Consider the following 22,628-nt stretch of genomic DNA (forward strand, 5'->3'; position numbering starts at 1 on the left):
GGGGTGGGGGCGGTCAGGGTGCTCGGCTCGAGCCGCACGGTGTTGGTCCAGATGCTCATGGTCGCTCCGCTTTCTGGGATGTCGTCGTCGACGGGTGGGGAGTCGGCCTCGATCAGTGCGTCGAGGGGCGTCCGTGTGGCGCCTGCAGCCAGAATGGAGGAGGATCGGGGCGTCTTGATGGACTGCGGCCCGTCAAGAAACGCTCTTTTCCCGCATTTGTCACAACCGATCGCAGGAGCTCGTCGTGACCGAACCCACCGCCACCCCGCCCGGCACCGATGCCGCCCTGCTCGGGCAGCGCATCCGGCACTTCCGCACCCGCCGCGCACTCACTCTCGGACAGCTCGCCGAGCGCGTCGGCGTCTCGGGGAGTCAGTTGTCGCTCATCGAGACGGGGCGCCGCGAACCGCGCCTCTCCCTGATGCAGGCGCTGGCCTCGGCCCTCGGCGTGGAGCTCGCGGCGCTGCTGTCGGACGAGCCGCCGAGCGAGCGCGCCGCCCTCGAGATCGAGCTGGCCCGGGTGCAGAAGGGCTCGCTCTACCGCTCTCTCGGTCTGCCCGAGTTCAAGGTCAACAAGAGCCTCACCACTCCGGTCCTGGAGGCGTTCCTCGGGGTGTACCGCGAGCTCGCGCGACGCAGGAACGAGGCCAGCGCCACCCCGGAGGAGGCGCGGCGCGCGAACACGGCGCAGCGGCTCCAGCTGCGCGAGAGCAACGCCCACCTGCCCGAGATCGAGACAGTGGCGGGCGAGATGCTCCGCACGGTCGGGCACCGCGGCGGTGCGCTGACGCACAGCTCGGTGTCGCGGATGGCGAGGCACCTCGGCTTCGAGATCATCCACGTGGGCGACCTGCCCCACTCCGCCCGCTCGGTGATCGACCTCGCGAACGGGCGGATCTACCTCCCTCCCGCCTCGATCCCCGGCGGCCACGGCCTGCGGGCGCTCGCCCTGCAGGCGATGGCGCACCGCCTGCTCGGGCACGAGCGCCCCGTGACGTACGCCGACTTCCTCCGTCAGCGCCTCGAGATCAACTACTTCGCCGCGGCGTGCCTCATGCCGCTGGAGCCGGCGGTCGCGTTCCTGCAGGAGGCGAAGCGCGGCCGCGACATCTCGGTCGAGGACTTCCGGGACGGCTTCGGCGTCACCCACGAGGCCGCAGCGCTGCGCTTCACGAACCTCCTCACCTCGCACCTCGACATCAGGATGCACTTCCTGAGGGTGCTGGGCGACGGATCGATCCAGAAGGCCTACGAGAACGACGACCTCCCGCTGCCGACGGACGTGACGGGAGCCGTCGAGGGCCAGGTCGTGTGCCGCTACTGGTCGGCGCGCTCGGCCTTCAGCCGCACGAACCGCACGACGGAGTACTACCAGTACGTCGACACTCCCGCCGGCACGTTCTGGTCGGCGTCGCAGACCGGCACGACCGCCACGGAGGAGTTCTCGATCACGGTCGGGGTCCCCTTCGCCGAGGCGCGCTTCTTCCGGGGACGCGACACCGACCGTCGCGAGTTGTCGCGCTGCCCGGACGAGTCGTGCTGCCGCCGCGCCCCCGCCGAGCTCGCGGCGCGCTGGGACGGCAACGCCTGGCCCAGCGCCCGCCTGCACGCGCACGTGCTCGCGCCCCTGCCCTCCGGGACGTTCCCCGGCATCGACGACGCCGAGGTCTACGAGTTCCTCGACGCCCACGCCCGCGAGTCCTGACGCTCGCGCAGGAGGGCGTCAGTCCGCGATCAGCGCCCGAGCCGTGCCCTCGTCGAGGATGACGTCGGTGATGAGGCCGGCGGCCAGCGCCCCGCGCAGTCCCGGCAGCTTCGATGCACCCGACACGACGCAGATGCGGCGGGCCGCGCGGCGCACCGTGGAGAGGTCCGGACCGCTTGCACGTTCGTTCATGGGGATGTCGTCCCAGGTCCCGTCTGCGCGGTAGAACACCGTCGCCACGTCGCCGACGACCCCGGACTCGCTCAACGAGGTGAAATCGTCCGGCTCCAGGTAGCCGCCGATGTAGACCTTCGACGGCACCGCCGCGAACGGCGAGCCGAGTCCGAACAGGGCGACGTCCATCCGCTGCTGCAGCTCGAGCACGCGCTTGGTCGACCGCTCGCGCCAGACCGCCTGCTTGGTGAGCGGATCGTCGAAGAACGCCTGCACCGGGAACTGCTGCACCTTCGCCGCGTAGGCGTCGCCGAAGCGGCGGAGGATCTCGCTGGAGTAGTTGATGCCCGTCGTCTCGGTGTTGCCCGCGCCGTTCAGCTGCACGATCTGGGTGTTGTGCGTCTCCTTGGCGATGAGGTGCCGGCTGATCGCGCTCATCGTCGAGCCCCAGGCGATGCCGACGATCATGTTGGAGTCGATGAACTGGCCCAGGATCCGCGCGGCCGAGAGGGCGACGCGCTCCAGCCGGTCGATCTCGCTGGTGTGATCCGGCACCGGCACGATGTGCGCCGTGATGTCGAAGTGCGCGCGCACCTCGGCCGAGAGCGCGCTCGCGCGGTCGAGCGGGGAGCGGATCTGGATGTCCACGAGGCCCGTCGCGCGGGCGTGCGACAGGAGCCGCGACACGGAGGAGCGCGACGTGTGCAGCTCGTGCGCGATGGCGTCCATCGTCAGGTCCTGCATGTAGTAGAGCTGGGCTGCGCGGAGTGCGTCGCGGGTCTTGTCGGGATGGGTCGCGTGCGTCGTCTCGTCGAGTTCGACGACCGGTCGGACAGGGGTCACAGATGCTCCTTGCACGTATTTCCACCCGTATTGACCGGATGTGTTCCCGGGTCAAGGATGGCTGTATTCCTCCGCGAAATCAATCGTCCACCTCAGGTGCCGATACTGCCGCGAAGGCCTCGACGAATCACACACGACACGAAGGCGAGTACGAAGTGGCACAGTCTGTCGGAACTCCCGGAACCCCCGCGATCCGCGAAAGCGTCGCCGCCCTGCGGGACACCCCCCGAGCGACCGTCCTCGTCATCGGCGGTGGCATCAACGGCATCGGAACCTTCCGCGAGCTCGCGCTGAACGGCGTCGACGTCGCGCTGGTCGAGCGCGGCGATTACGTCTCGGGAGCGTCCAGCGCCTCGAGCCACATGATCCACGGCGGGATCCGCTACCTCGAGAACGGCGAGTTCCGCCTCGTCAACGAGGGCGTGCACGAGCGCAACGGCCTGCTGAAGATCGCTCCGCACTACGTGAAGCCGCTGCAGACCACGATCCCGATCTACTCGACCTTCTCGGGCATCCTCGCGGCGCCGATGCGCTTCTTGACGCACAAGTCGGGCAAGCCGCAGGAGCGCGGCGCGCTGCTGATCAAGGTCGGCCTGACCCTGTACGACTTCTTCTCGCGCGACGGCGGAGTCGTGCCGCGCCACCAGTTCCACGGCCGCAAGCGCTCGCTGAACGAACTGCCCAAGCTCGACCCGAAGATCAAGTACACCGCCACCTACTTCGACGCGTCGGTGCACGAGCCCGAGCGCCTGGCGCTCGACGTCCTGCGCGACGGACTCGTCGGCGGAGCGAAGGCGCGGGCCGCGAACTACGTCGAGGCCGTCGGCACCTCCGAGGGCGGCGTGCTCCTGCGCGACCGCGAGACCGGCGAGGAGTTCGCCTTCCAGGCCGACGTCGTCGTCAACGTCTCGGGACCCTGGACCGACTTCACCAACACCGCGCTGGGCACCACGACGACGTTCATGGGCGGCACCAAGGGCTCGCACATCGTCCTCGACAACCCCGAGCTGGTCGAGGCCTGCGAGGGACGCGAGATGTTCTTCGAGCACAGCGACGGCCGCATCGTCCTCATCTACCCGCTCAAGGGGCGGGTCATGGTCGGCACGACCGACATCGAGGCCGACCCGAACGAGCCGGCCGTCTGCACGGAGGAGGAGATCGACTACTTCTTCGAGCTCGTCAGCCACGTGTTCCCCTCCATCCCGGTGAACCGCGACCAGATCGTCTTCAAGTTCTCCGGCATCCGCCCCCTGCCCCGTCATGACGACGAGACCCCGGGCTTCGTCTCCCGCGACTACCGCATCGAGCCCTCGACGCTGCCCGGCGGGAAGACTCCCGTCCTGAGCCTGGTCGGCGGCAAGTGGACGACGTTCCGCGCCCTCTCCGAGCACCTCTCGAACGAGGTCTTCGCGAAGATCGGAGTGACGCGCCGCGTCTCGACCGTGAAGACGGCCATCGGAGGCGGCAAGGGCTACCCCCGCACCGACGCGTCCCGCGCGCAGTGGATCAGCCAGCACCGCTCCGGCCTGTCCTCCGCCCGCACCGGTCAGCTGCTCGAGCGCTACGGCACCCGCGCGCAGGAGGTCATCGAGGCCCTCGCGGACGGACACGACGAGGCCCTCGACTTCGACAAGGACTTCACCACCGGTGAGATCCGCTACCTGGCCCGCCACGAGAGCGTGGTGCACCTGATCGACCTGGTCATGCGCCGCACCAACCACGCCTTCACCGGCGGACTCAGCCGCGAGCTCCTCGAGGAGCTGGCCGAGCACACCGGGTCGGTCCTCGGCTGGGACGAGGCGACGCGCGCCGACGAGGTCGACGCGACCATCTCGCACCTCAAGCAGTACAACGGCGTGGACGTCGGAGGCACCTCCGTCCAGACGCCGACCGCCGTCCCCGCGTCGTAAGCGGAGACAGGCGGAAGAAGACGGAAGTCCCGGCGCGAGCACCCTCGCACCGGGACTTCCGTCGCTGATACGCACGAACGTGCACGCGTCGCTCCTTGTCGGGGTGTCGGGGCGCGGATAACTTCACACCTGTCGGGCATCGATGCCCGCGCCGGACGCCAGCGCGCGTCCGCTCGAATCGGAGGAAAAGGTCATCGTGGACAATCTCGGAGTGGTGTTCCTAGCGGAACTGGTGGGGACGGCACTGCTCGTCCTCCTGGGCTGCGGCGTCGTCGCCAACGTCGCGCTGGTGAAGAACAAGGGTTTCAACGGCGGATTCCTGATGGTGAACATCGGATGGGGCTTCGCGGTCTTCTCCGGCGTGATCGTCTCGTACAACTCGGGCGCGCACCTCAACCCGGCCGTCACGCTCGGTCTGGTCGCGAGCGGCGCTGACGAGTTCGGCTCCGGCGTCCCGGTCAACATCGTGTCGATCCTGACCTACATCGCGGCGCAGCTGCTCGGCGCGATCCTCGGCGCCGTCTTCTGCTGGCTCGCCTACAAGCAGCACTTCGACGAGGAGCCCGACCCGGCCAACAAGCTCGGCGTCTTCTCGACCGGCCCGGCCATCCGCTCCTACGGCTGGAACTTCGTCACCGAGGTCATCGGCACCTTCGTCCTCGTCTTCGTCGTCATCGGCTTCGGCGGCGGACGCCAGGGCGACGGCGGACTCGCCGCGCTCGGTGCGCTCCCCGTCGCGATCCTGGTGATCGCGATCGGCGCCTCCCTCGGTGGCCCGACCGGCTACGCCATCAACCCCGCCCGCGACCTCGGCCCGCGCATCGCTCACGCGCTGCTGCCGATCAAGGGCAAGGGCTCGAGCGACTGGTCCTACTCCTGGGTGCCGATCGCGGGCCCGATCGTCGGCGGTCTTCTCGCCGGCTGGTCCTCGCTCGTCCTCCTCCCCATCCTCTGACGCGCTCCGCGCCGCCTCCGACCACTCGTTACGAAGGAGTACTTGCACATGGCTGACTACGTCATCGCGATCGACCAGGGGACGACGTCGTCCCGCGCGATCATCTTCGACAAGAAGGGATCGATCGTCTCCACCGGCCAGAAGGAGCACGAGCAGATCTTCCCGCGCGCGGGCTGGGTCGAGCACGACCCGATCGAGATCTGGAACAACGTCCGCGAGGTCATCGGCCAGGCGCTCTCGCGCGCCGACCTGACCCGCCACGACATCGCCTCCGTCGGCATCACCAACCAGCGCGAGACCGCGGTGGTCTGGGACAGGACGACCGGCAAGCCGGTCTACAACGCGATCGTGTGGCAGGACACCCGCACGCAGTCGATCGTCGACCGCCTCGCGGGCGACGAGGGAGCCGACCGTTTCAAGTCGATCGTGGGCCTGCCGCTCGCGACCTACTTCTCGGGCACCAAGATCGTGTGGATCCTCGAGAACGTCGAGGGTGCGCGCGAGAAGGCCGAGGCGGGCGACCTGATCTTCGGCACGACCGACACCTGGGTCCTCTGGAACCTGACGGGCGGCATCGACGGGGGCGTCCACAAGACCGACGTCACCAACGCGTCGCGCACGCTCTTCCTCGACCTCGAGACGCTCGAGTGGCGCGACGACATCCTCGAGGCGTTCGGCGTCCCGAAGTCGATGCTCCCCGAGGTCTGCTCCTCGTCCGAGGTGTACGGCCACGTCGAGTCCTCGTCGCTGCTGCGCGAGGTCCCCATCGCGGGCATCCTCGGCGACCAGCAGGCCGCGACCTTCGGCCAGGCGGCGTTCGATCCGGGCGAGGCGAAGAACACCTACGGCACCGGCAACTTCCTGATCTTCAACACCGGCACCGAGATCGTGCACTCCAAGAACGGCCTCCTCACCACCATCGGCTACAAGCTCGGCGACGGCGAGGTGCACTACGCGCTCGAGGGCTCGATCGCGGTCTCCGGCTCGCTCATCCAGTGGCTGCGCGACAACCTGGGCCTCATCGGCTCGGCGCCGGAGGTCGAGGCACTCGCCGCGACCGTCGAGGACAACGGCGGCGCCTACTTCGTGCCCGCGTTCTCGGGTCTCTTCGCGCCGTACTGGCGATCGGATGCGCGCGGCGCGCTCGTCGGACTCACCCGCTACGTCAACAAGGGCCACATCGCCCGCGCAGCGCTCGAGGCGACCGCGTTCCAGACCCGCGAGGTCCTGGACGCCGTCAACGCCGACTCCGGTGTGCCCCTGCAGGAGCTCAAGGTCGACGGCGGCATGATCGCCAACAACCTGCTCATGCAGTTCCAGGCCGACATCCTCGGCGTCCCGGTCGTCCGACCGGTCGTCGCCGAGACCACCGCGCTCGGAGCCGCGTACGCCGCGGGCCTCGCGGTCGGCTTCTGGGAGAACCTCGACGACCTGCGTCAGAACTGGCAGGAGGACTCGCGCTGGACCCCCTCCATGGACCAGGACGAGGCCGCCCGTCAGTACCGCCTCTGGAAGAAGGCCGTCACGAAGACCTTCGACTGGGTCGACGAGGACGTGTCGTAACTCCTTCCGCAGCGGTCCTCGCCCGCTGCGCCGCGGTCGGCTCTCGCAGGCGGTCGCGGTGCGGAGAGCGTCTCGTGCCCGGCTGCGACGGAACGCTCGCACGCGTTCCGCCGGTCCGCTTCGCCGGGCGCAGCGATCGGGAATGCCGGGCTTCGGATCGGTGAAGCGCCTCGGCGCGGCCTTCGGGTCGCGCCGAGGCACTTCCTCGTTCCCCGACGGCACCCCCCGCTGCTGGTCGAGCAGCCCCCGCAGGCGCCGTATCGAGACCCCGACCGTGTCCGCCTCCGCCTCTGCCTCTGCGTCTGCTGGTCGACTAGCCGCCGTAGGCGGCGTATCGAGCCCCCGCCCCGCCGCTGCGTCTGCGCCGACGTCTGCTGGTCGAGTAGCCGCCGTAGGCGGCGTATCGAGACCCCGCCCCGCCGTTGGCCACCTGCGGGCCGCCCCCGGCTCAGACCCCGAGCAGCTCGGGCAGCTCGTCGAGGGATCCGATCCGCCGCACGTCCAGCGCCACGGCGTCCTCCGGCAGCTCGCGTCCGTGCTCCGGTCCGCCGACCCGGTCGAGCCAGACACCGCGGAGCCCCGCCCGGGCAGCGCCGATCGCGTCGGTCCCGAGGCGGTCGCCGATGTACAGCGCGTCGGAGGGAGCCACTCCGAACCGCTCGCAGGCCACGCGGAAGATCCGCGGATCCGGCTTCGTCACTCCGACCTCGCCCGATGCGATCAGGTGCTCGACGCGCTCCGAGAGCGCGATCGCGTCCATCTTGCGCGTCTGGAAGTCGAGGTCGCCGTTCGTGATGACGCCGATCCGCACGCCCGCCGCATCGAGCCGGTCGAGCACCCGCAGCGCGTCATCGTGCAGTGTCCACGCCGCGACGTACTGCTCGAGGTAGGCGGCGAACCACTCGCTCGCCTCCTCCGGGGTCAGCTCGACGCCCGCGTCCGCCGCGAAGGCGATCGCGCGGGCGCGCCGCTGCCCCTCGTAGTCGAGCTCGCCCGCCAGGTAGCGGTGGTAGTGCTCCTCCTCGAGCTCGTACCAGCGCCGCTGGAGGTCGGCCGCCTCACCCGCGTACGGGCTCCCGAGCGCCGCGGAGTGCGCGACGATGCCCGCCTGCACCGCCCTGGCGTGCCGGAAGAGCGTGTCGTCGAGGTCGAAGAGCGCGAGCTGCAGCACGGGTCAGCGGGTGCGGCGGAGGAAGCCGATGCGGTCGTAGACCGTCGCGAGGGTCTTCTCGGCCGTCTCGGAGGCGCGGTCGGCCGCTCGGGACAGGACGCGATCGAGCTCGGCCGGATCCGCCAGCAGCTCGGCCGTCCGCGCGCGGATCGGGTCGAACGTCGCGGCGACGACCTCGACGAGGCCCTTCTTGAGGTCGCCGTAGCCGCGGCCCGCGTACTCCTGCTCGAGCGACTCGATGGTGCGGTCGGCCAGGACGGAGTAGATGGTGAGCAGATTCGAGACGCCGGGCTTCGCGGCACGGTCGAACCGCACCTCGGACTCCGTGTCGGTGACGGCGCGCATGATCTTCTTCGCGGTAGCCTTCGGCTCGTCGAGCACGCTCAGCAGACCCGCGTCCGACTCCGCCGACTTCGACATCTTCGCGCCTGGGTTCTGCAGGTCGTAGATCTTCGCGGTCTCGCGGGCGATGTGCGGCTCCGGGATCGCGAAGGTCTCGCCGAAGCGCGTGTTGAAGCGGCCCGCGAGATCGCGGGTCAGCTCGAGGTGCTGACGCTGGTCCTCGCCGACCGGTACGGCGTCGGTCTGGTAGAGCAGGATGTCGGCGGCCATCAGGATCGGGTAGGTGAAGAGCCCGACCGACGCCGCCTCCGCGCCCTGCTTCGCCGACTTGTCCTTGAACTGCGTCATGCGGCTCGCCTCGCCGAAGCCGGTCACCGTGTTGAGGATCCACGCCAGCTCCGCGTGCGCGGGCACGTGCGACTGGATGAACAGGGTCGAGCGCTCGGGATCGATGCCGGCCGCGATGTACTGGGCCGCCGTCGCGCGCGTGCGCTCGCGCAGCTCGGCCGGGTCCTGCGGCACCGTGATCGCGTGGAGGTCGACGACGCAGAAGTACGCGTCGAAGTCCTCCTGCATGGCGACCCACTGCGTGAGCGCGCCGATGTAGTTGCCGAGGTGCAGCGATCCGGAGGAGGGCTGCATGCCCGAGAAGATGACGGGCTTGGCGCCCGGAGCGGTGGGGGTCATGATGAGGCCTCGGTTGCAGTGCCGGCGCGGTGATCGCGCGGGGGAGTGGTGGACGGGTCAGAGCTCGTAGTCGACGACGACGGGGGCGTGGTCGGACCAGCGGGTGTCCCAGCTGTCGGCGCGGTCGATCTCGTAGCTGCGCGCGAGCGCGGCGAGATCGGGGGTGGCGAGCTGGTAGTCGATGCGCCAGCCCGTGTCGGTGTCGAAGGCCTGGCCGCGCTGCGACCACCAGGTGTAGGGGCCCGGCACCTCGCCGGCGAAGCGGCGGCCCAGATCGATCCAGCCGAGTCCGGCTCCGGCGTTGTAGCCCTCCTCGCCCTCGGCGCCGAGGAAACGGTCGAAGTAGGCGCGCTCCTCGGGGAGGAAGCCGGCCTTCTTCACGTTGCCCTTCCAGTTCTTGATGTCGAGGGTGCGGTGGCCGACGTTCAGGTCGCCCATCACGACGGCGAGCGGGTTGTGGGCCTGCAGCTGGGGGAGTCGCTCGATCATCGCGTCGAGGAACTTCACCTTCTCGTCCTGCTTGGGTGTGCCGACGCCGCCGGAGTGGACGTAGGTCGAGACGACGGTGACGGTGCGGTCGCCGACCTCGTAGTCGGCCTCGAGCCAGCGCCCGGCGGAGTCGAAGTCGTCGGCCCCGAGCGCGACCCGGTGGATCGTGGCGCGGTCGCGGGAGGCGAGCGCCACTCCGGCGCGGCCCTTCGCGGTCGCCTCGTCGTGCAGCACGTCCCACTCGTCGCCGAGCAGCCCGGTGAGGTCGTCGGTGGACGCGCGGACCTCTTGCAGGGCGAGGATGTCGACGTCGCGCGCGGCGAGCCAGTCGCCCATGCCCTTGCGGAACGCGGCGCGCACCCCGTTGACGTTGACGGAGGCGATGCGGAGGAGCTTCTTGGTCACCGGAGCAGTCTATTCTCGGCCGCCGACACGCACTCCCCGAGGGCCCCGCGTCACCTGCGCTGCGCGGGAAGTCGGGAGGGCGGGTGCTGCAGAACCTCAGCCAGGAGGGCCGCGCAGCCGCGATGGTGGCCGGTCACGCGTCTCAACTCAGGTCCAGCGCCCTCGAGATGGCACCCGTCGCGAAGCCGTCCGCGCCCCGCTCTCGAGCACGCATCCCCGTCGCGGAGCCACCCGCGCCGCGGCAGGCGGGGACCGCCGCCGATGGTTGAGGCGAACAGGCGAATCGCGTGTCAGCGATTCGTCGTAGCCGTCCGCGACCCGCTCTCTGTATCGCGCCTTGTTGCGAAGCCGACCGCGCCGCGGCGGGCGGGGACCGCCGCGGGAATGAGCACAGCCGAACCGGCGAATCGCGTGCCAGCGATTCGTCGTAGCCGTCCGCGCCCCGCTCTCGGGAACGCATCCCCGTCGTCAAGCCGACTGCGCCGCGGCGGGCGGGGACCGCCGCCCGCCGGCGAGGCGAACCGGCGAATCGCGTGCGAGCGATTCGTCGTAGCCGCTCGCAACCCGCTCTCCGGATCGCGCCCCGTCGCGAGGCCAACCGCGCCGCGGCGGGCGGGGACCGCCGCCCATCGGCGAGGCGAACCGGCGAATCGCGTGCGAGCGATTCGTCGTAGCCGCTCGCGACCCGCTCTCGGGAACGCATCCCCGTCGCCAAGCCGACCGCGCCGCGGCGGGCAGGGACCGCCGCGGAAACGAGAACAGCCCGCGTCCTGCGCCACCTTCCCTCGGAGAAGAAGAAGGCGGCGCAGGCGCGGGCTGTCGACGTGACCGCTCAGGACGGTCGTTCGGGGGTCGGCGCGGGTCAGACCGCGGCGACGGGGCGAGCCGTGACGGGCTCGGGCACCTCGGCGACCACGGGGGCGCGCTTGATGCTCTTGGCGATGATGACGGCGATCGCGGTGACGACCATCCCGACGAGGATCGCGACCAGGTAGAGGATCGGCTGTCCGACGAGGCCGGTGACCCAGACTCCGCCGTGCGGGGCGCGCAGCGTCGAGCCGAACAGGGCGACGAGCGCGCCGGTGACGGCCGAGCCGATCATCGCGGAGGGGATCACGCGCAGCGGGTCGACCGCGGCGAACGGGATGGCCCCCTCAGAGATGAAGGACGCGCCGAGCAGGTAGGCGGCCTTGCCGTTCTGTCGCTCGGCGTCGGTGAAGAGGCGCTTGCGGAGCGTGGTGGCCAGGGCCAGACCCAGCGGGGGCGTCATGCCGGCGGCCATCACGATCGCCATCACCTTGAACTGCACCGAGTTCGGGTCGCCGTCGGCCGGGACGGAGGCGAGACCGGTGGTCGCGAAGGCGTAGGCCACCTTGTTGACCGGCCCGCCCATGTCGAACGCCATCATCAGGCCCAGGATGATCCCGAGCACGATCAGGTTGCCGCCGGTGAGTCCGGAGAGCCAGGACGAGAGTCCCTCGCTCAGGGCGCGCAGCGGCGCCCCGAGGACGACGAACATCAGGAAGCCGGTGATGAAGGTCGCGATCAGGGGGATGATCACGACGGGCATCAGCGACTTGAAGGCCGCGGGCAGCTTGATCCGCGAGATGTAGAGCGCCGCGTATCCGGCGATGAAGCCCGAGGCGAGTCCGCCGAGGAAGCCGGCTCCAACGGTCACGGCGACCGCGCCGCCGAGGAATCCGGGGGCGATGCCCGGGCGGTCGGCGATGCCGAAGGCGATGAAGCCCGAGAGCACCGGCACGAGGAACGCGAAGGTCGCTCCTCCGATCAGGAACATGACTCCGGCCCAGTCGGTGATGTTCACCGGGTTGAAGCCGTTGTCGATGATCTGCTGCGGAGTGAAGCTGACGATCGTGTAGCCGCCGAACAGGAACGACAGGGCGATCAGCAGACCACCGGCCGCGACGAACGGGATCATGTACGAGACGCCGGTCATCAGGTTCTGGCGGATGCGCGTGCCGACGCCGACCTTCTTCGGGGCGGCGGCGGGAGCGGCGGCGGCCTGCGCGCGGGCAGGGGCGTCGGCGGGCTTCGCGCTGCGCAGGGCGAGCGCGCGGTCGAGGACCTCGTCCGGCTTGGCCAGCGCCTCGGCGACGCCGACCTGGAGGATCGGCTTTCCGGCGAAGCGGTCCTTGCCGCGGATCTCGAGGTCGGCGGCGAGGATGACGACGTCCGCGGCGGCGATGTCGCCCGCGGTCATCTCCTCGGAGCCGGCGGCTCCCTGCGTCTCGACGTGGATCGGGTAGCCGCGCTTCTTCGCGGCCTGCTCGAGCGCCTCGGCGGCCATGTAGGTGTGCGCGATGCCCGCGATGCAGCTGGTGACGGCGACGAACCGCGGGGTGTCGGAGGAGCTCCCCGGAGCCGCGGACGGCGCGGCCTGGGCGGTCGCGACGGCGCGGTCGATGACCTCGGCGGCCTTCGCGAGCGCCTCCGAGGTGCCGACCTCGAGGGTCGGCTTCCCGGCGAAGCGCTCCTTGCCGCGGACCTCGAGATCGGCGGCGAGGATGACCACGTCGGCGTCCGCGATGGTCTGATCCGACATCGGGTCCGACCCCGCTGCGCCCTGGGTCTCGACCTGGATCTCGTACCCCTTCTTCTTCGCGGCCTGCTCGAGCGCCTCGGCCGCCATGTAGGTGTGGGCGATGCCGGCGATGCAGCTGGTGACGGCGACGATCCTCATGAGACGACGACCTCTCGGGCGATGATGTCGGCGACCTCCTGGCCGCTGGACGCGGCGCGGAGGGATCCGGTGAAGGACTCGTGGATCAGCTTGCGGGCGAGCTGGGCGAGGATCTTGAGGTGGGCCTGGTCGGCTCCGTCGGGTGCGGCGATCAGGAAGATCAGGTCGGCCGGTCCGTCGGGGGCGCCGAAGTCGACGCCCTGCTTCGCGATGCCGACGGCGACGCTGGGAGCGACGACGTGCGAGGAGCGGGCGTGGGGGATCCCGATGCCTCCGGGCATGCCCGTGGCCATCTGGGCCTCGCGGTCGCGGACGTCGGCGAGGAAACCGTCGAGGTCGGTGACACGGCCTGCGTCGGCCAGCGTCTTCGCGAGCTGCGCGGTGGCCTCGTCCTTGCTGGCGGCGGTCAGGTCGACGATGACGGTCGAGGCCTCGGTGAGTGCAGTCATGCGCTCAGTTCTCCAATCGGGAGGTGGGGGTCGGGGGACTCGACGACGGTGACGTCCTCGAGTCGGAGGGAGTCGGGCCCCGGGGCTTCGCTGCCCGGGAGCCGGACGGCGGCGGTGCCCCACGCGACTGCTGTCGCGAGGCGCTCCGCCTCCGTGGCGTCGGTGGCCGAGAGGTAGCCCGCGAGGGTGCTGTCCCCTGCCCCGACGGTGCTGAGAGGCACGACGGCGGGTGCGCCCGCCCACCACGACGCGTCGGCCGTGACGAGGAGGGCGCCGTGCTCTCCGAGGCTCACGAGCGCTCGCGCGTCCGGGAGGCGGAGGAGTTCTCGTGCTCCGTCGACGACGTCTCCGACCGTCGGCAGGGAGCGGCCGAGGAGCTCCTCGAGCTCCTCGAGGTTGGGCTTCACCAGCGTCGCCGTCCCGGCCGCGATGATCGCGGTGAGGGGGGCTCCGGAGGTGTCGACGGCGAGCGGGACGCCGAAGTGCAGGGCGAGCCGTCCGAGCGACGCGTAGAAGTCCGCGCCGAGTCCCGGAGGGACGCTGCCGCACGCGACGAGCCAGCGCGGCGCGGCCACCACGTGGTCGCAGACGAGCTCCGAGAGCGCCTTCGCCTCCTCGGGGCTGATCGCCGGGCCGGGCTCGTTGATCTTGGTGGTGCGCCCGGTCGCGTCGTCGACGACGGTGATGTTGGTCCGGATCGGCTGCGCGATGGGGGAGCTCGCCGAGCGGACGCCCGCCGCCTCGAGCATCGACGAGAGATCGAGCCCGGTCGAGGCGTCGGCGGGGTAGACGGCGGTGGCCTCGACTCCGTTGCGGGCGAGGGCCCGGGCGACGTTGACGCCCTTCCCCGCCGGGTCACGCCGCACATCGTGCGCCCGGTTCACCTCGCCCACGGCGAAGCCGCTGGTCGAGAGGGTGACGTCGATGCTCGGGTTGGCGGTGACGGTGACGATCATGCGCGGACCACCTCGGGGCCTGCGGACTCGACGTCGTCGGCGAGCTCGTCGTCGATCCCGCTGTCCGTGATGACGGTGTCGACCGCGGACAGCGGAGCGACGTGCCCGAAGTCCTGGCGGCCGAACTTGGAGTGGTCGGCGAGGACGACGACCCGGCGGGCCGAGGCGATGAGGGCCGACTTCACGACCGCCTCGTCGAGGTCCGGCGTGGTCAGGCCCCGCTCGCGGCTGATGCCGTTGGTGCCGATGAACGCGACGTCGACCGAGACCGAGGCGATCGCCTGGGCGACCCACGGTCCGACGGCCGCCTGCGTCACTCCGCGCAGGTGCCCGCCGAGCAGGTGCAGGTCGATGTTGGGCCGGCCGACGAGCGCCATCGCGACGGGGAGGGAGTGGGTGACGACCGTCAGCCGGCGGTCCAGGGGGAGCAGCTCCGCGAGCCGGACCGTGGTGGTCCCGGCGTCGATGGCGAGGGAGCCGCCGTCGGGCACTTCGGCGAGGGCGGCCGTGGCGATGCGGTCCTTCTCGCCCGCGAGGTGGCCTTCGCGGGCCGCGACCTCGGGTTCGATGCCCAGCCGCTCGACCGGGATCGCGCCGCCGTGCGCCCGGCGCAGCAGTCCGCGTCGCTCGAGGCTCGTGAGGTCGCGGCGGATGGTCTCGGGGGTGACCGCGAGGGAGAGGGCGAGATCGCGGACCTCGACGCGGCCCTCGGTGCGGGCACGGTCGAGGATCGCCTGGTGGCGCTCCGGTGCGTACATGTCGACTCCGTCGTCTCGATCCAGTGGTGCTCGCGTTCCGCGGGGCGGATCTGCGTTTACATCTTTTTAGACCCGTTTGTCTGCCATGTCAACAGAAACGGACATGTTCGACAGGCGTGGGACAACGCGCGGCGACCCGGCGCCGACGCGCCGGTCCCGTGGAATGCGGCCGGGTCAGCCCGAGAGGTCGGCGAGCTCCTCGTCGAGGCGCGCCAGGCTCTTCTCGAGCCGCCGGCGCTTGAGCAGGGAGGCGTCGGCGAGAGCGGCTGTGAGGCGCTCCCGCTCCACCTCGGCGAGCGTGCGGCGCGCGGTGCGCAGCTGCTCCTCCTGCTCCTTCTCGCGCTCCTCGGGCGTGAGCTTCCGCGCCGAGATACCGGCGTCGCTCATGCCGACCGAGATCCAGGACGCCGCGATCAGGATGACCTGGCAGACCAGGTTGAACCAGATCAGGAGGCCGATCAGGACCGCGAACGAGGCGAGCAGCGGGTTCCGCGACGCGCCTCCGAGCAGCTGGGTCCCGAGGATCTTCAGCGCTCCGAGCGCGACGCCGCCCATCAGGGCGCCGACCCAGAGGTTCTTCCAGGGGATGGGGATGCCCGACAGGATCCGGAACGACCCCGCGAGGGTCGCCGTGTCGAGCGCGAGCATGATCAGGAGTCCGATCGCACCGCCGGTGATGCGCCCGAGCTCCGAGTCGCTTCCGATGCCGAGGAAGTCGAGGGCGACGTCGACGAACGTGGTCGAGAACACCGAGAGGGCGGCGGAGACGAGCAGCACGGCCCCGAACACGAGGGCGAGACCGGCGTCCTTGAGCTTGAGCAGGACGAACAGCGTCGTCGGACCGGGAAGGGCGAAGAGGATCCGGACGGCCTGCCGCAGGCTCCCGAGGAAGTTCAGCGCCGTCCAGAGCAGGACCGCGGCGGCGGTGACTCCGGTCCAGCCGAGGATCGACTGGTCCAGCAGCGTGTCGACGGAGACGAGGGAGCCCTTGCCGCCGATCAGCCCGGGGATCGAGCGCTGCACGATGCCGATGAGGGAGTCGCGCAGAACGGTGTCCCCACGGACCCAGAATCCGAAGACGGCGAAGAACACGAACAGCGCGCCGAAGACGGCGAACAAGGCCTGGAACGCCAGCCCCGAGGCGAAGAGCGGCCCGCCGGTCTCGGAGTAGTGCAGAACGACCCGCAGCGGCCGCGTGCGCAGGACCCGCTCGATCAGCGCCGGGATGCCGCGGGGGGTGTCTGCCGCCTCCGTCATGCCTCCAGGGTAGGGCCGCCGCCCGGGTCGGCTGACACCCGGGCGTGGAGGCGGCCCGGGAACGACGAACGGCCCGCCGGATCAGGGATCCGAGGGGCCGTTCGAGGGCTGCGATCAGGCGCGGCCGCGGATGACCGCCTGCTTGACCTCGGCGATCGCCTGGGTGATCTGGATGCCGCGCGGGCACGCCTCGGTGCAGTTGAAGGTCGTGCGGCAGCGCCACACGCCCTCCTTGTCGTTGAGGATGTCGAGACGCGCTCCCCCCGCGTCGTCGCGCGAGTCGAAGATGAAGCGGTGGGCGTTCACGATCGCGGCCGGGCCGAAGTACTGGCCGTCGGTCCAGAACACCGGGCACGACGAGGTGCACGCGGCGCAGAGGATGCACTTGGTGGTGTCGTCGAAGCGGGCGCGGTCGGCGACCGACTGCACGCGCTCCTTGCCCTTGGGGGCCGGGGTGTTGGCGATCAGGAACGGCTGCACCTCGCGGAACGACGCGAAGAACGGCTCCATGTCGACGACGAGGTCCTTCTCGAGGGGCAGGCCCTTGATCGCCTCGATGTAGATCGGCTGCGAGATGTCGAGATCCTTGATCAGCGTCTTGCAGGCCAGGCGGTTGCGCCCGTTGATGCGCATCGCGTCCGAGCCGCAGATGCCGTGCGCGCAGGAGCGGCGGAAGGTCAGCGACCCGTCCTGGTCCCACTTGATGCGGTGCAGGGCGTCGAGGACGCGGTCGGTCGAGTACATCTCGACGTCGAAGTCCTGCCAGCGCGGCTCGGCGTCCACCTCGGGGTCGAAGCGGCGGATGATGAACGTGACGGTGAACGCCTCCGGGGCGGCGGGGGCCGCGGGCGGCTGCTCGAGGGTAGCTGTCGACATGGCTAGTACTTCCTCTCCATCGGCTGGTACCGGGTGATCACGACGGGCTTCCAGTCGAGCCGGATGTGGTCACCGGCATCGGAGGAGTGGGCGTCACCGGAGAGGTACGCCATCGTGTGCTGCATGTAGTTGTCGTCGTCGCGCTTGGGGAAGTCGTCGCGCATGTGGCCGCCCCGGCTCTCCTTGCGGTTGCGCGCCGAGAAGACGACGACCTCCGCGAGGTCCAGGAGGAAGCCGAGTTCGACGGCCTCCAGGAGATCGGTGTTGAAGCGCTTGCCCTTGTCCTGCACCGAGATGTTGCGGAACCGGTCGCGCAGGCGCTGGATGGTGCCGGTGACCTGCTCGAGCGACTCGTCGGTGCGGAACACCTGGGCGTTCTTGTCCATCTCGTCCTGCAGCTCCTTGCGGATCGAGGCGATCCGCTCGGTGCCGGTGGCGTCGCGGAGCGAGGCCAGCATGTCGCGGATCGCTCCGGCCGGGTCGGCGGGCAGGGGAGTGAAGTCGACGGTCTTGGCGTAGTCGGCGGCGTTGTTGCCGCTGCGCTTGCCGAAGACGTTGATGTCGAGGAGGGAGTTGGTGCCGAGGCGGTTCGAGCCGTGCACCGACACGCACGCGCACTCGCCGGCGGCGTACAGGCCGGGGACGACGGTGGTGTTGTCCGAGAGGACCTCGGCCTTGACGTTCGTCGGGATGCCGCCCATCGCGTAGTGCGCGGTCGGCATGACCGGCACCGGCTCGACGACCGGGTCGACGCCGAGGTAGGTGCGGGCGAACTCGGTGATGTCGGGGAGCTTGGTCTCGAGGACCTCGGCGCCCAGATGCGTGCAGTCCAGCAGCACGTAGTCCTTGTGCGGTCCGGCGCCGCGGCCCTCCGCCACCTCCTGGACCATGCAGCGCGCGACGATGTCGCGGGGCGCGAGGTCCTTGATGGTGGGGGCGTAGCGCTCCATGAAGCGCTCACCCGAGGCGTTGCGGAGGATCGCACCCTCTCCTCGCGCTCCCTCGGTGAGGAGGATGCCCAGGCCCGCGAGTCCGGTCGGGTGGAACTGGAAGAACTCCATGTCCTCGAGCGGGAGGCCCTTGCGCCAGATGATGCCGACTCCGTCGCCGGTCAGGGTGTGCGCATTCGAGGTCGTCTTGTAGATCTTGCCGAAGCCGCCGGTCGCGAAGATGATCGCCTTCGCCTGGAACACGTGCAGCTCGCCGGTGGCGAGCTCGTAGGCCACGACTCCGGACGGCTTGTCGACGCCGTCGACCTTCGTCATGACGAGGTCGAGGACGTAGAACTCGTTGTAGAAGTTGATGCCGAGGCGGACGCAGTTCTGGAACAGCGTCTGGAGGATCATGTGGCCGGTGCGGTCCGCCGCGTAGCAGGCCCGGCGCACGGGCGCCTTGCCGTGGTCGCGGGTGTGACCGCCGAAGCGGCGCTGGTCGATCTTGCCGTCCTCGGTGCGGTTGAAGGGCAGGCCCATGTTCTCGAGGTCAATGACCGCGTCGATGGCCTCCTTCGCGAGGATCTCGGCCGCGTCCTGGTCGACGAGGTAGTCGCCGCCCTTGACCGTGTCGAAGGTGTGCCACTCCCAGCTGTCCTCCTCGACGTTCGCGAGGGCGGCGGCCATGCCGCCCTGGGCCGCTCCGGTGTGGGAGCGCGTCGGGTAGAGCTTCGAGATCACGGCGGTCTTCGCCTTGGGGCCGGCCTCGATGGCCGCCCGCATCCCCGCCCCGCCGGCGCCGACGATGACCACGTCGAACTGGTGGTAGTGGACGCCGTCGGGTCCGACGGTCTGCGTGAAGGCGCTCTGGTCGCCGCCGTTGTGTACGTGGCCTGCTGTGCTCACTGGGTGGGTGCTCCGTTGTGCGGGTGAGGAGGACGGGAGGGGGTGCCGGACCCGGGAGGAGGCGCCGCGGTGATCCGCAGCGCCTCCTCCCGGACTCTCAGCGGTGCGTCACGCGCCGCAGAAGGACGGCAGCAGCTCGGCCGCCGTGTTCGGCGGGCACGGGTCGAACGCGAAGACGACCCAGGTTCCGAGGACGATCAGGGAGACGACGGCGACGAGGATGCCGCCCTTGAACGCGCGGGCGAGCAGCGGGGAGGTCGCGTAGTCGTTGACCAGCGTGCGCATGCCGTTGCCGCCGTGGATGAGGGCGAGCCACAGCATCAGGACGTCCCACCACTGCCAGAACGGGTTCGCCAGCTTGCCGCCGACGAAGCCGAAGTCGATGGCCTTGATGCCGTCGCCCAGGAGGAGGTTGTAGATGAGGTGGCCGAAGATCAGGACGATCAGCACGACGCCCGAGGCGCGCATGTAGATCCAGCCCCACTTCTCCCAGTTCGTCCCGGAGGAGCGGGTCGGGGTGTGCGGCGTGCGGGGGGCGGCGACGGTGCTCATTCCCCTCCTCCCTCGCTGAAGACGAACATGAGGTGGCGCGGGGCGAAGCCGAGCATCAGCACGACCCACAGGCCGATGACGACCCAGAACAGCAGACGCTGGTTGCGGGTCGCCCAGCTCCAGAAGTCGACCAGGATGATGCGCAGGCCGTTCAGGGCGTGGAAGGCGATCGCGCCGACCAGACCCGTCTCGCCGAGGCCCATGACCGGGTTCTTGTAGGTTCCGATGACCGCGTTGTACGCCTCGGGGCTCACCGCGATGAGAGCCGAGTCGAGGACGTGGACGAGGAGGAAGAAGAAGATGGCGACACCGGTGATCCGGTGGAGCACCCACGACCACATGCCTTCGCGACCGCGGTAGAGGGTTCCGGCCGGACGCCGGATCTTCCCCTGCTTCCGGGGTGCGAGGGTCTGAGCAGCTTGAACTGACACGGACAACCCTCCCTGGTTGTGCACTCCGACGGCCTGACCTGCTCCGCGTCTCGTGGACGCGGACGGGGCGGGGGAGCGACGAGAATATCGCCCTCCGATTCTAAACGGCGATCGGATCAAGCGCGGCTAAGGCGAGCCTTAGCTGCGGTGCTCCACCACCGCGGGCACTCCGACGGCGGCGTAGTGCGCGAGCAGCTCGTCCGTGAGCGCGCTCCAGGTGCGGTGCAGCACGCGACGGCGACCCGCTTCCCCCAGCCGTGCGCGGAGCGCGGGGTCGCGGGTGAGGCGCTCGACCTGACGGCGCAGATCGGAGTCGCTCTCGGGCGCGTAGAGCAGACCGTCCACCCCGTGCTCGATCAGGTCGGTCGGCCCGCCCGCGTGCGGGGCGACCACAGCGGTGCCCGACGCCTGCGCCTCCTGCACCGTCTGGCCGAAGGTCTCCTCGGTGCCGGTGTGCACGAACACGTCGAGGGCGGCGTAGACCGCGGGCAGCCGCTCCCCGTCGAGCCGACCGAGCATGCGCGCGCGCGACCCCAGGGCCGAGGCGACCCGAGTGGAGGAGGGACCGTACCCGCCGACGACGAGGTCGGTCCTCGGGAGCGACGTGAGAGCGGCCAGCCGCTCCACTCTCTTCTCGGGGGAGAGCCGGCCGATGTAGCCGATCAAAGAGTCCCCGGCGCCGAGACCGGCGCGCACGTCGTGCGCATAGGAGGAGGAGCGCATCCGCGGGTGGAAGCGGTCGCTCTGCACACCCCGTCCCCAGAGCGCCGTCCGCTCGATGCCGGCGGCGGCCAGGTCGTCGAGGGCGCTGCTCGACGGCGCGAGCGTGAGGTCGGCCCCGGCGTGGATCTGGCGGATGACCTTCCAGGCGAGCGCCCGGGCTCCGCGGATCCCGTAGCGCGCCGCGAAGCGGGCGACGTCGGTCTGGTAGACGGCCACGCTGGGCACTCCGAGTCGGCCGGCGGAGGCGATGGCGCGCGCCCCGAGGAGGAACGGCGAGGCGACGTGCACGACGTCCGGCGCGAAGTCGGCCAGCTCGCGGGTCAGGGCGAGGGTCGGGATCCCGACGGGGAACTCGCGGTAGGCGATCGCGGGGTGCTCCACCACCCGGTGCCCGGCGTAGCGGGCGGGCGCGCCCGCGGCGGGGCAGACGACCAGGGCCTCGATCCCGCGGGCCGCGAACTCGTCGAGCACCCGCAGGACGCTCGTGGTCACGCCGTTCAACGACGGCAGGAAGCTCTCGGTGACGACCGCGACTCTCACATCCCGGACGCTACGGCTCCCGCGTGAACGGGGGAGCGCCGCCCGGTGAACGGACGGTCGCGGTCGGGCTCCCTTGTATCCTGCGGACATGACATCACCTGAGACCGATGGCCGCGCCCCGCTCGACCGCTTCTACAGCGTGATCCCCGCAGGCGGGATCGGCTCGAGGCTGTGGCCGCTCTCCCGGGCGGACGCCCCGAAGTTCCTGCACGACCTGACCGGCTCCGGCCAGACCCTCCTTCGCGACACCTGGGACCGGCTCGCGCCGATCTCGGGCGCCGACCGGATCATGGTGGTCACGGGGCGCGCGCACCGCGCCGCCGTCGAGCGCCAGCTGGAGCGCCTCGAGGACCTCAACGTCGTCCTCGAGAGCGAACCGCGCGACTCCTCCGCGGCGATCGGCCTGGCCGCCGCGATCCTCGAGCGCCGCGAGCCCGGAGTGATCATCGGCTCGTTCGCCGCCGATCACGTCATCAGCGGGCAGCACCTCTTCCACGACGCCGTCGCGGAGGCGGTCATCGCCGCCGACGCCGGCTACATCGCGACGATCGGCATCACGCCCACGGAGCCCGCGGTGGGCTTCGGCTACATCAAGACGGGCGCCCACCTCGGGATCGACGGCGCCGCGCACACGCTCGCCGTCGACTCCTTCGTCGAGAAGCCCGATGCGGAGACGGCCCGCCGCTATGTCGGCAGCGGGCAGTACCTCTGGAACGCGGGCATGTTCATCGCGCGCGCCGATCGCCTCCTCGAGGAGCTGGGCCGCTCCAAGCCGAAGCTGCTCGCCGGGCTGCTCGAGCTCGCCGAGGCGTGGGACACCCCGGAGCGCGGCGCCGTCGTCGACCGCATCTGGCCGGGTCTGGAGAAGATCGCGATCGACTACTCCGTCGCCGAGCCGGCCGCCGCGGCGGGCAAGCTCGCCGTGATCCCCGGGCACTTCTCGTGGGACGACGTCGGGGACTTCGCCTCCATCGCCAAGCTGCACGCGAGCGGTCTGCGCTCGGACCTCGCGATCCTCGGCGAGGACGCCCGCGTCCTGGCCGACTCCGCGACCGGCATCGTCGTCAGCGGCGGCAACCGCACGATCGCCCTGATCGGAGTGAAGGACATCGTCGTCGTGGACACCCCCGACGCCCTCCTGGTCACCACCACCGAGAACGCCCAGAAGGTCAAGGGCGTCGTCGACGCCCTCCGCCTCTCGGGCCGCACCGACGTCCTCTAGCCCCACCCCTCGAAGCGCGGCCTCCCTCCGGGAGCGCCGCGCTTCGAGGGGTGGGGCTAGAGGACGTCGGTGCGGCCCGAG

The 22,628-nt window shown here is 70.5% G+C and carries 19 protein-coding genes; 5 read left to right on the plus strand and 14 right to left on the minus strand.

Translation table 11 applies throughout. The annotated features are described in order from the left end of the window. The first annotated feature begins 244 nt into the window (after nucleotides 1-244). Nucleotides 245-1,705, plus strand: a complete 1,461-nt coding sequence (locus tag NB037_RS13220) for a helix-turn-helix domain-containing protein (RefSeq protein ID WP_251946448.1) — start codon at nucleotides 245-247, stop codon at nucleotides 1,703-1,705. An 18-nt stretch (nucleotides 1,706-1,723) separates the two neighbouring features. Here the strand turns inward: NB037_RS13220 and NB037_RS13225 are convergent, their stop codons facing one another. Next, nucleotides 1,724-2,623 (minus strand): sugar-binding transcriptional regulator, encoded by a 900-nt coding sequence (locus NB037_RS13225; protein WP_251946472.1) that lies wholly within the window; start codon nucleotides 2,621-2,623, stop codon nucleotides 1,724-1,726. 137 nt (nucleotides 2,624-2,760) lie between these two features. Between NB037_RS13225 and NB037_RS13230 the strand changes: the two genes are divergently transcribed. The 3 genes from NB037_RS13230 (at nucleotide 2,761) to glpK (ending at nucleotide 7,150) form a co-directional block, all read left to right on the plus strand. Beyond that, nucleotides 2,761-4,632 (plus strand): glycerol-3-phosphate dehydrogenase/oxidase, encoded by a 1,872-nt coding sequence (locus NB037_RS13230; RefSeq protein WP_372490754.1) that lies wholly within the window; start codon nucleotides 2,761-2,763, stop codon nucleotides 4,630-4,632. 142 nt (nucleotides 4,633-4,774) lie between these two features. Further along, nucleotides 4,775-5,587 carry an MIP/aquaporin family protein gene (locus NB037_RS13235; protein WP_251946452.1) on the plus strand — a complete coding sequence of 271 codons (813 nt, stop codon included), beginning with the start codon at nucleotides 4,775-4,777 and terminating at the stop codon, nucleotides 5,585-5,587. A 48-nt stretch (nucleotides 5,588-5,635) separates the two neighbouring features. Next, nucleotides 5,636-7,150 carry a glycerol kinase GlpK gene (gene glpK, locus NB037_RS13240; RefSeq protein ID WP_251946454.1) on the plus strand — a complete coding sequence of 505 codons (1,515 nt, stop codon included), beginning with the start codon at nucleotides 5,636-5,638 and terminating at the stop codon, nucleotides 7,148-7,150. A 448-nt stretch (nucleotides 7,151-7,598) separates the two neighbouring features. Here glpK and NB037_RS13245 read toward each other — a convergent pair whose 3' ends face one another. From NB037_RS13245 to NB037_RS13305, 13 genes are all read right to left on the minus strand, one after another. Beyond that, a complete protein-coding gene (locus NB037_RS13245; protein ID WP_251946456.1) occupies nucleotides 7,599-8,321 on the minus strand; it encodes an HAD family hydrolase in 723 nt (240 codons plus the stop codon). A 3-nt stretch (nucleotides 8,322-8,324) separates the two neighbouring features. Then, complete coding sequence (trpS, locus tag NB037_RS13250; RefSeq protein WP_251946458.1) at nucleotides 8,325-9,350, minus strand: tryptophan--tRNA ligase; 1,026 nt, start codon at nucleotides 9,348-9,350, stop codon at nucleotides 8,325-8,327. A gap of 57 nt (nucleotides 9,351-9,407) precedes the next feature. Further along, nucleotides 9,408-10,244 (minus strand): exodeoxyribonuclease III, encoded by an 837-nt coding sequence (locus tag NB037_RS13255; RefSeq protein ID WP_308202077.1) that lies wholly within the window; start codon nucleotides 10,242-10,244, stop codon nucleotides 9,408-9,410. Nucleotides 10,245-11,106: 862 nt separating this feature from the next. Beyond that, nucleotides 11,107-12,945, minus strand: a complete 1,839-nt coding sequence (locus tag NB037_RS13260; RefSeq protein WP_251946460.1) for a PTS fructose-like transporter subunit IIB — start codon at nucleotides 12,943-12,945, stop codon at nucleotides 11,107-11,109. Further along, complete coding sequence (locus tag NB037_RS13265; protein WP_251946462.1) at nucleotides 12,942-13,394, minus strand: PTS sugar transporter subunit IIA; 453 nt, start codon at nucleotides 13,392-13,394, stop codon at nucleotides 12,942-12,944. Before NB037_RS13265 ends, NB037_RS13260 begins: the two co-directional genes overlap by 4 nt. Beyond that, nucleotides 13,391-14,350 carry a 1-phosphofructokinase family hexose kinase gene (locus NB037_RS13270; protein WP_251946463.1) on the minus strand — a complete coding sequence of 320 codons (960 nt, stop codon included), beginning with the start codon at nucleotides 14,348-14,350 and terminating at the stop codon, nucleotides 13,391-13,393. Before NB037_RS13270 ends, NB037_RS13265 begins: the two co-directional genes overlap by 4 nt. Further along, nucleotides 14,347-15,108, minus strand: coding sequence for a DeoR/GlpR family DNA-binding transcription regulator (locus tag NB037_RS13275; RefSeq protein WP_207402860.1), 762 nt, complete (start codon nucleotides 15,106-15,108; stop codon nucleotides 14,347-14,349). Before NB037_RS13275 ends, NB037_RS13270 begins: the two co-directional genes overlap by 4 nt. Nucleotides 15,109-15,282: 174 nt before the next feature. After that, nucleotides 15,283-16,365, minus strand: a complete 1,083-nt coding sequence (locus tag NB037_RS13280; protein WP_251946465.1) for a YihY/virulence factor BrkB family protein — start codon at nucleotides 16,363-16,365, stop codon at nucleotides 15,283-15,285. Between the two features lie 114 nt (nucleotides 16,366-16,479). Then, complete coding sequence (locus NB037_RS13285) at nucleotides 16,480-17,241, minus strand: succinate dehydrogenase iron-sulfur subunit (RefSeq protein WP_055787993.1); 762 nt, start codon at nucleotides 17,239-17,241, stop codon at nucleotides 16,480-16,482. A 2-nt stretch (nucleotides 17,242-17,243) separates the two neighbouring features. Beyond that, on the minus strand, nucleotides 17,244-18,986 hold the full coding sequence (gene sdhA / locus NB037_RS13290; RefSeq protein ID WP_230673091.1) for a succinate dehydrogenase flavoprotein subunit: 1,743 nt from the start codon (nucleotides 18,984-18,986) through the stop codon (nucleotides 17,244-17,246). A 201-nt stretch (nucleotides 18,987-19,187) separates the two neighbouring features. Continuing rightward, entirely contained in the window at nucleotides 19,188-19,631 is a 444-nt protein-coding gene (locus NB037_RS13295) for a succinate dehydrogenase hydrophobic membrane anchor subunit (RefSeq protein WP_251946468.1), read from the minus strand. Continuing rightward, nucleotides 19,628-20,062 (minus strand): succinate dehydrogenase, cytochrome b556 subunit, encoded by a 435-nt coding sequence (gene sdhC / locus NB037_RS13300; protein ID WP_372490755.1) that lies wholly within the window; start codon nucleotides 20,060-20,062, stop codon nucleotides 19,628-19,630. The genes NB037_RS13295 and sdhC overlap by 4 nt, the downstream gene beginning before the upstream one ends. Before the next feature lie 138 nt (nucleotides 20,063-20,200). Next, a complete protein-coding gene (locus NB037_RS13305; protein ID WP_251946470.1) occupies nucleotides 20,201-21,325 on the minus strand; it encodes a glycosyltransferase family 4 protein in 1,125 nt (374 codons plus the stop codon). An 88-nt stretch (nucleotides 21,326-21,413) separates the two neighbouring features. On the opposite strand from NB037_RS13305, the gene NB037_RS13310 reads away from it, so the two are divergent. Next, on the plus strand, nucleotides 21,414-22,547 hold the full coding sequence (locus tag NB037_RS13310; RefSeq protein ID WP_207402864.1) for a mannose-1-phosphate guanylyltransferase: 1,134 nt from the start codon (nucleotides 21,414-21,416) through the stop codon (nucleotides 22,545-22,547). Nucleotides 22,548-22,628 lie beyond the last annotated feature (81 nt).

The sequence above is a fragment of the Rathayibacter rubneri genome, assembly GCF_023743255.1.
In the GTDB taxonomy this organism is placed as follows: domain Bacteria; phylum Actinomycetota; class Actinomycetes; order Actinomycetales; family Microbacteriaceae; genus Rathayibacter; species Rathayibacter rubneri.

Coding starts and splice junctions, on each gene's coding strand:
- NB037_RS13275 (WP_207402860.1), bottom strand. CDS start 15,108: ATGTACGCACCGGAGCGCCACCAGGCGATCCTCGACCGTGCCCGCACC.
- NB037_RS13270 (WP_251946463.1), bottom strand. CDS start 14,350: ATGATCGTCACCGTCACCGCCAACCCGAGCATCGACGTCACCCTCTCG.
- NB037_RS13225 (WP_251946472.1), bottom strand. CDS start 2,623: ATGCAGGACCTGACGATGGACGCCATCGCGCACGAGCTGCACACGTCG.
- NB037_RS13280 (WP_251946465.1), bottom strand. CDS start 16,365: ATGACGGAGGCGGCAGACACCCCCCGCGGCATCCCGGCGCTGATCGAG.
- trpS (WP_251946458.1), bottom strand. CDS start 9,350: ATGACCCCCACCGCTCCGGGCGCCAAGCCCGTCATCTTCTCGGGCATG.
- NB037_RS13260 (WP_251946460.1), bottom strand. CDS start 12,945: ATGAGGATCGTCGCCGTCACCAGCTGCATCGCCGGCATCGCCCACACC.
- NB037_RS13295 (WP_251946468.1), bottom strand. CDS start 19,631: ATGAGCACCGTCGCCGCCCCCCGCACGCCGCACACCCCGACCCGCTCC.
- NB037_RS13285 (WP_055787993.1), bottom strand. CDS start 17,241: ATGTCGACAGCTACCCTCGAGCAGCCGCCCGCGGCCCCCGCCGCCCCG.
- glpK (WP_251946454.1), top strand. CDS start 5,636: ATGGCTGACTACGTCATCGCGATCGACCAGGGGACGACGTCGTCCCGC.
- NB037_RS13230 (WP_372490754.1), top strand. CDS start 2,761: ATGTGTTCCCGGGTCAAGGATGGCTGTATTCCTCCGCGAAATCAATCG.
- NB037_RS13235 (WP_251946452.1), top strand. CDS start 4,775: ATGCCCGCGCCGGACGCCAGCGCGCGTCCGCTCGAATCGGAGGAAAAG.
- NB037_RS13265 (WP_251946462.1), bottom strand. CDS start 13,394: ATGACTGCACTCACCGAGGCCTCGACCGTCATCGTCGACCTGACCGCC.
- NB037_RS13310 (WP_207402864.1), top strand. CDS start 21,414: ATGACATCACCTGAGACCGATGGCCGCGCCCCGCTCGACCGCTTCTAC.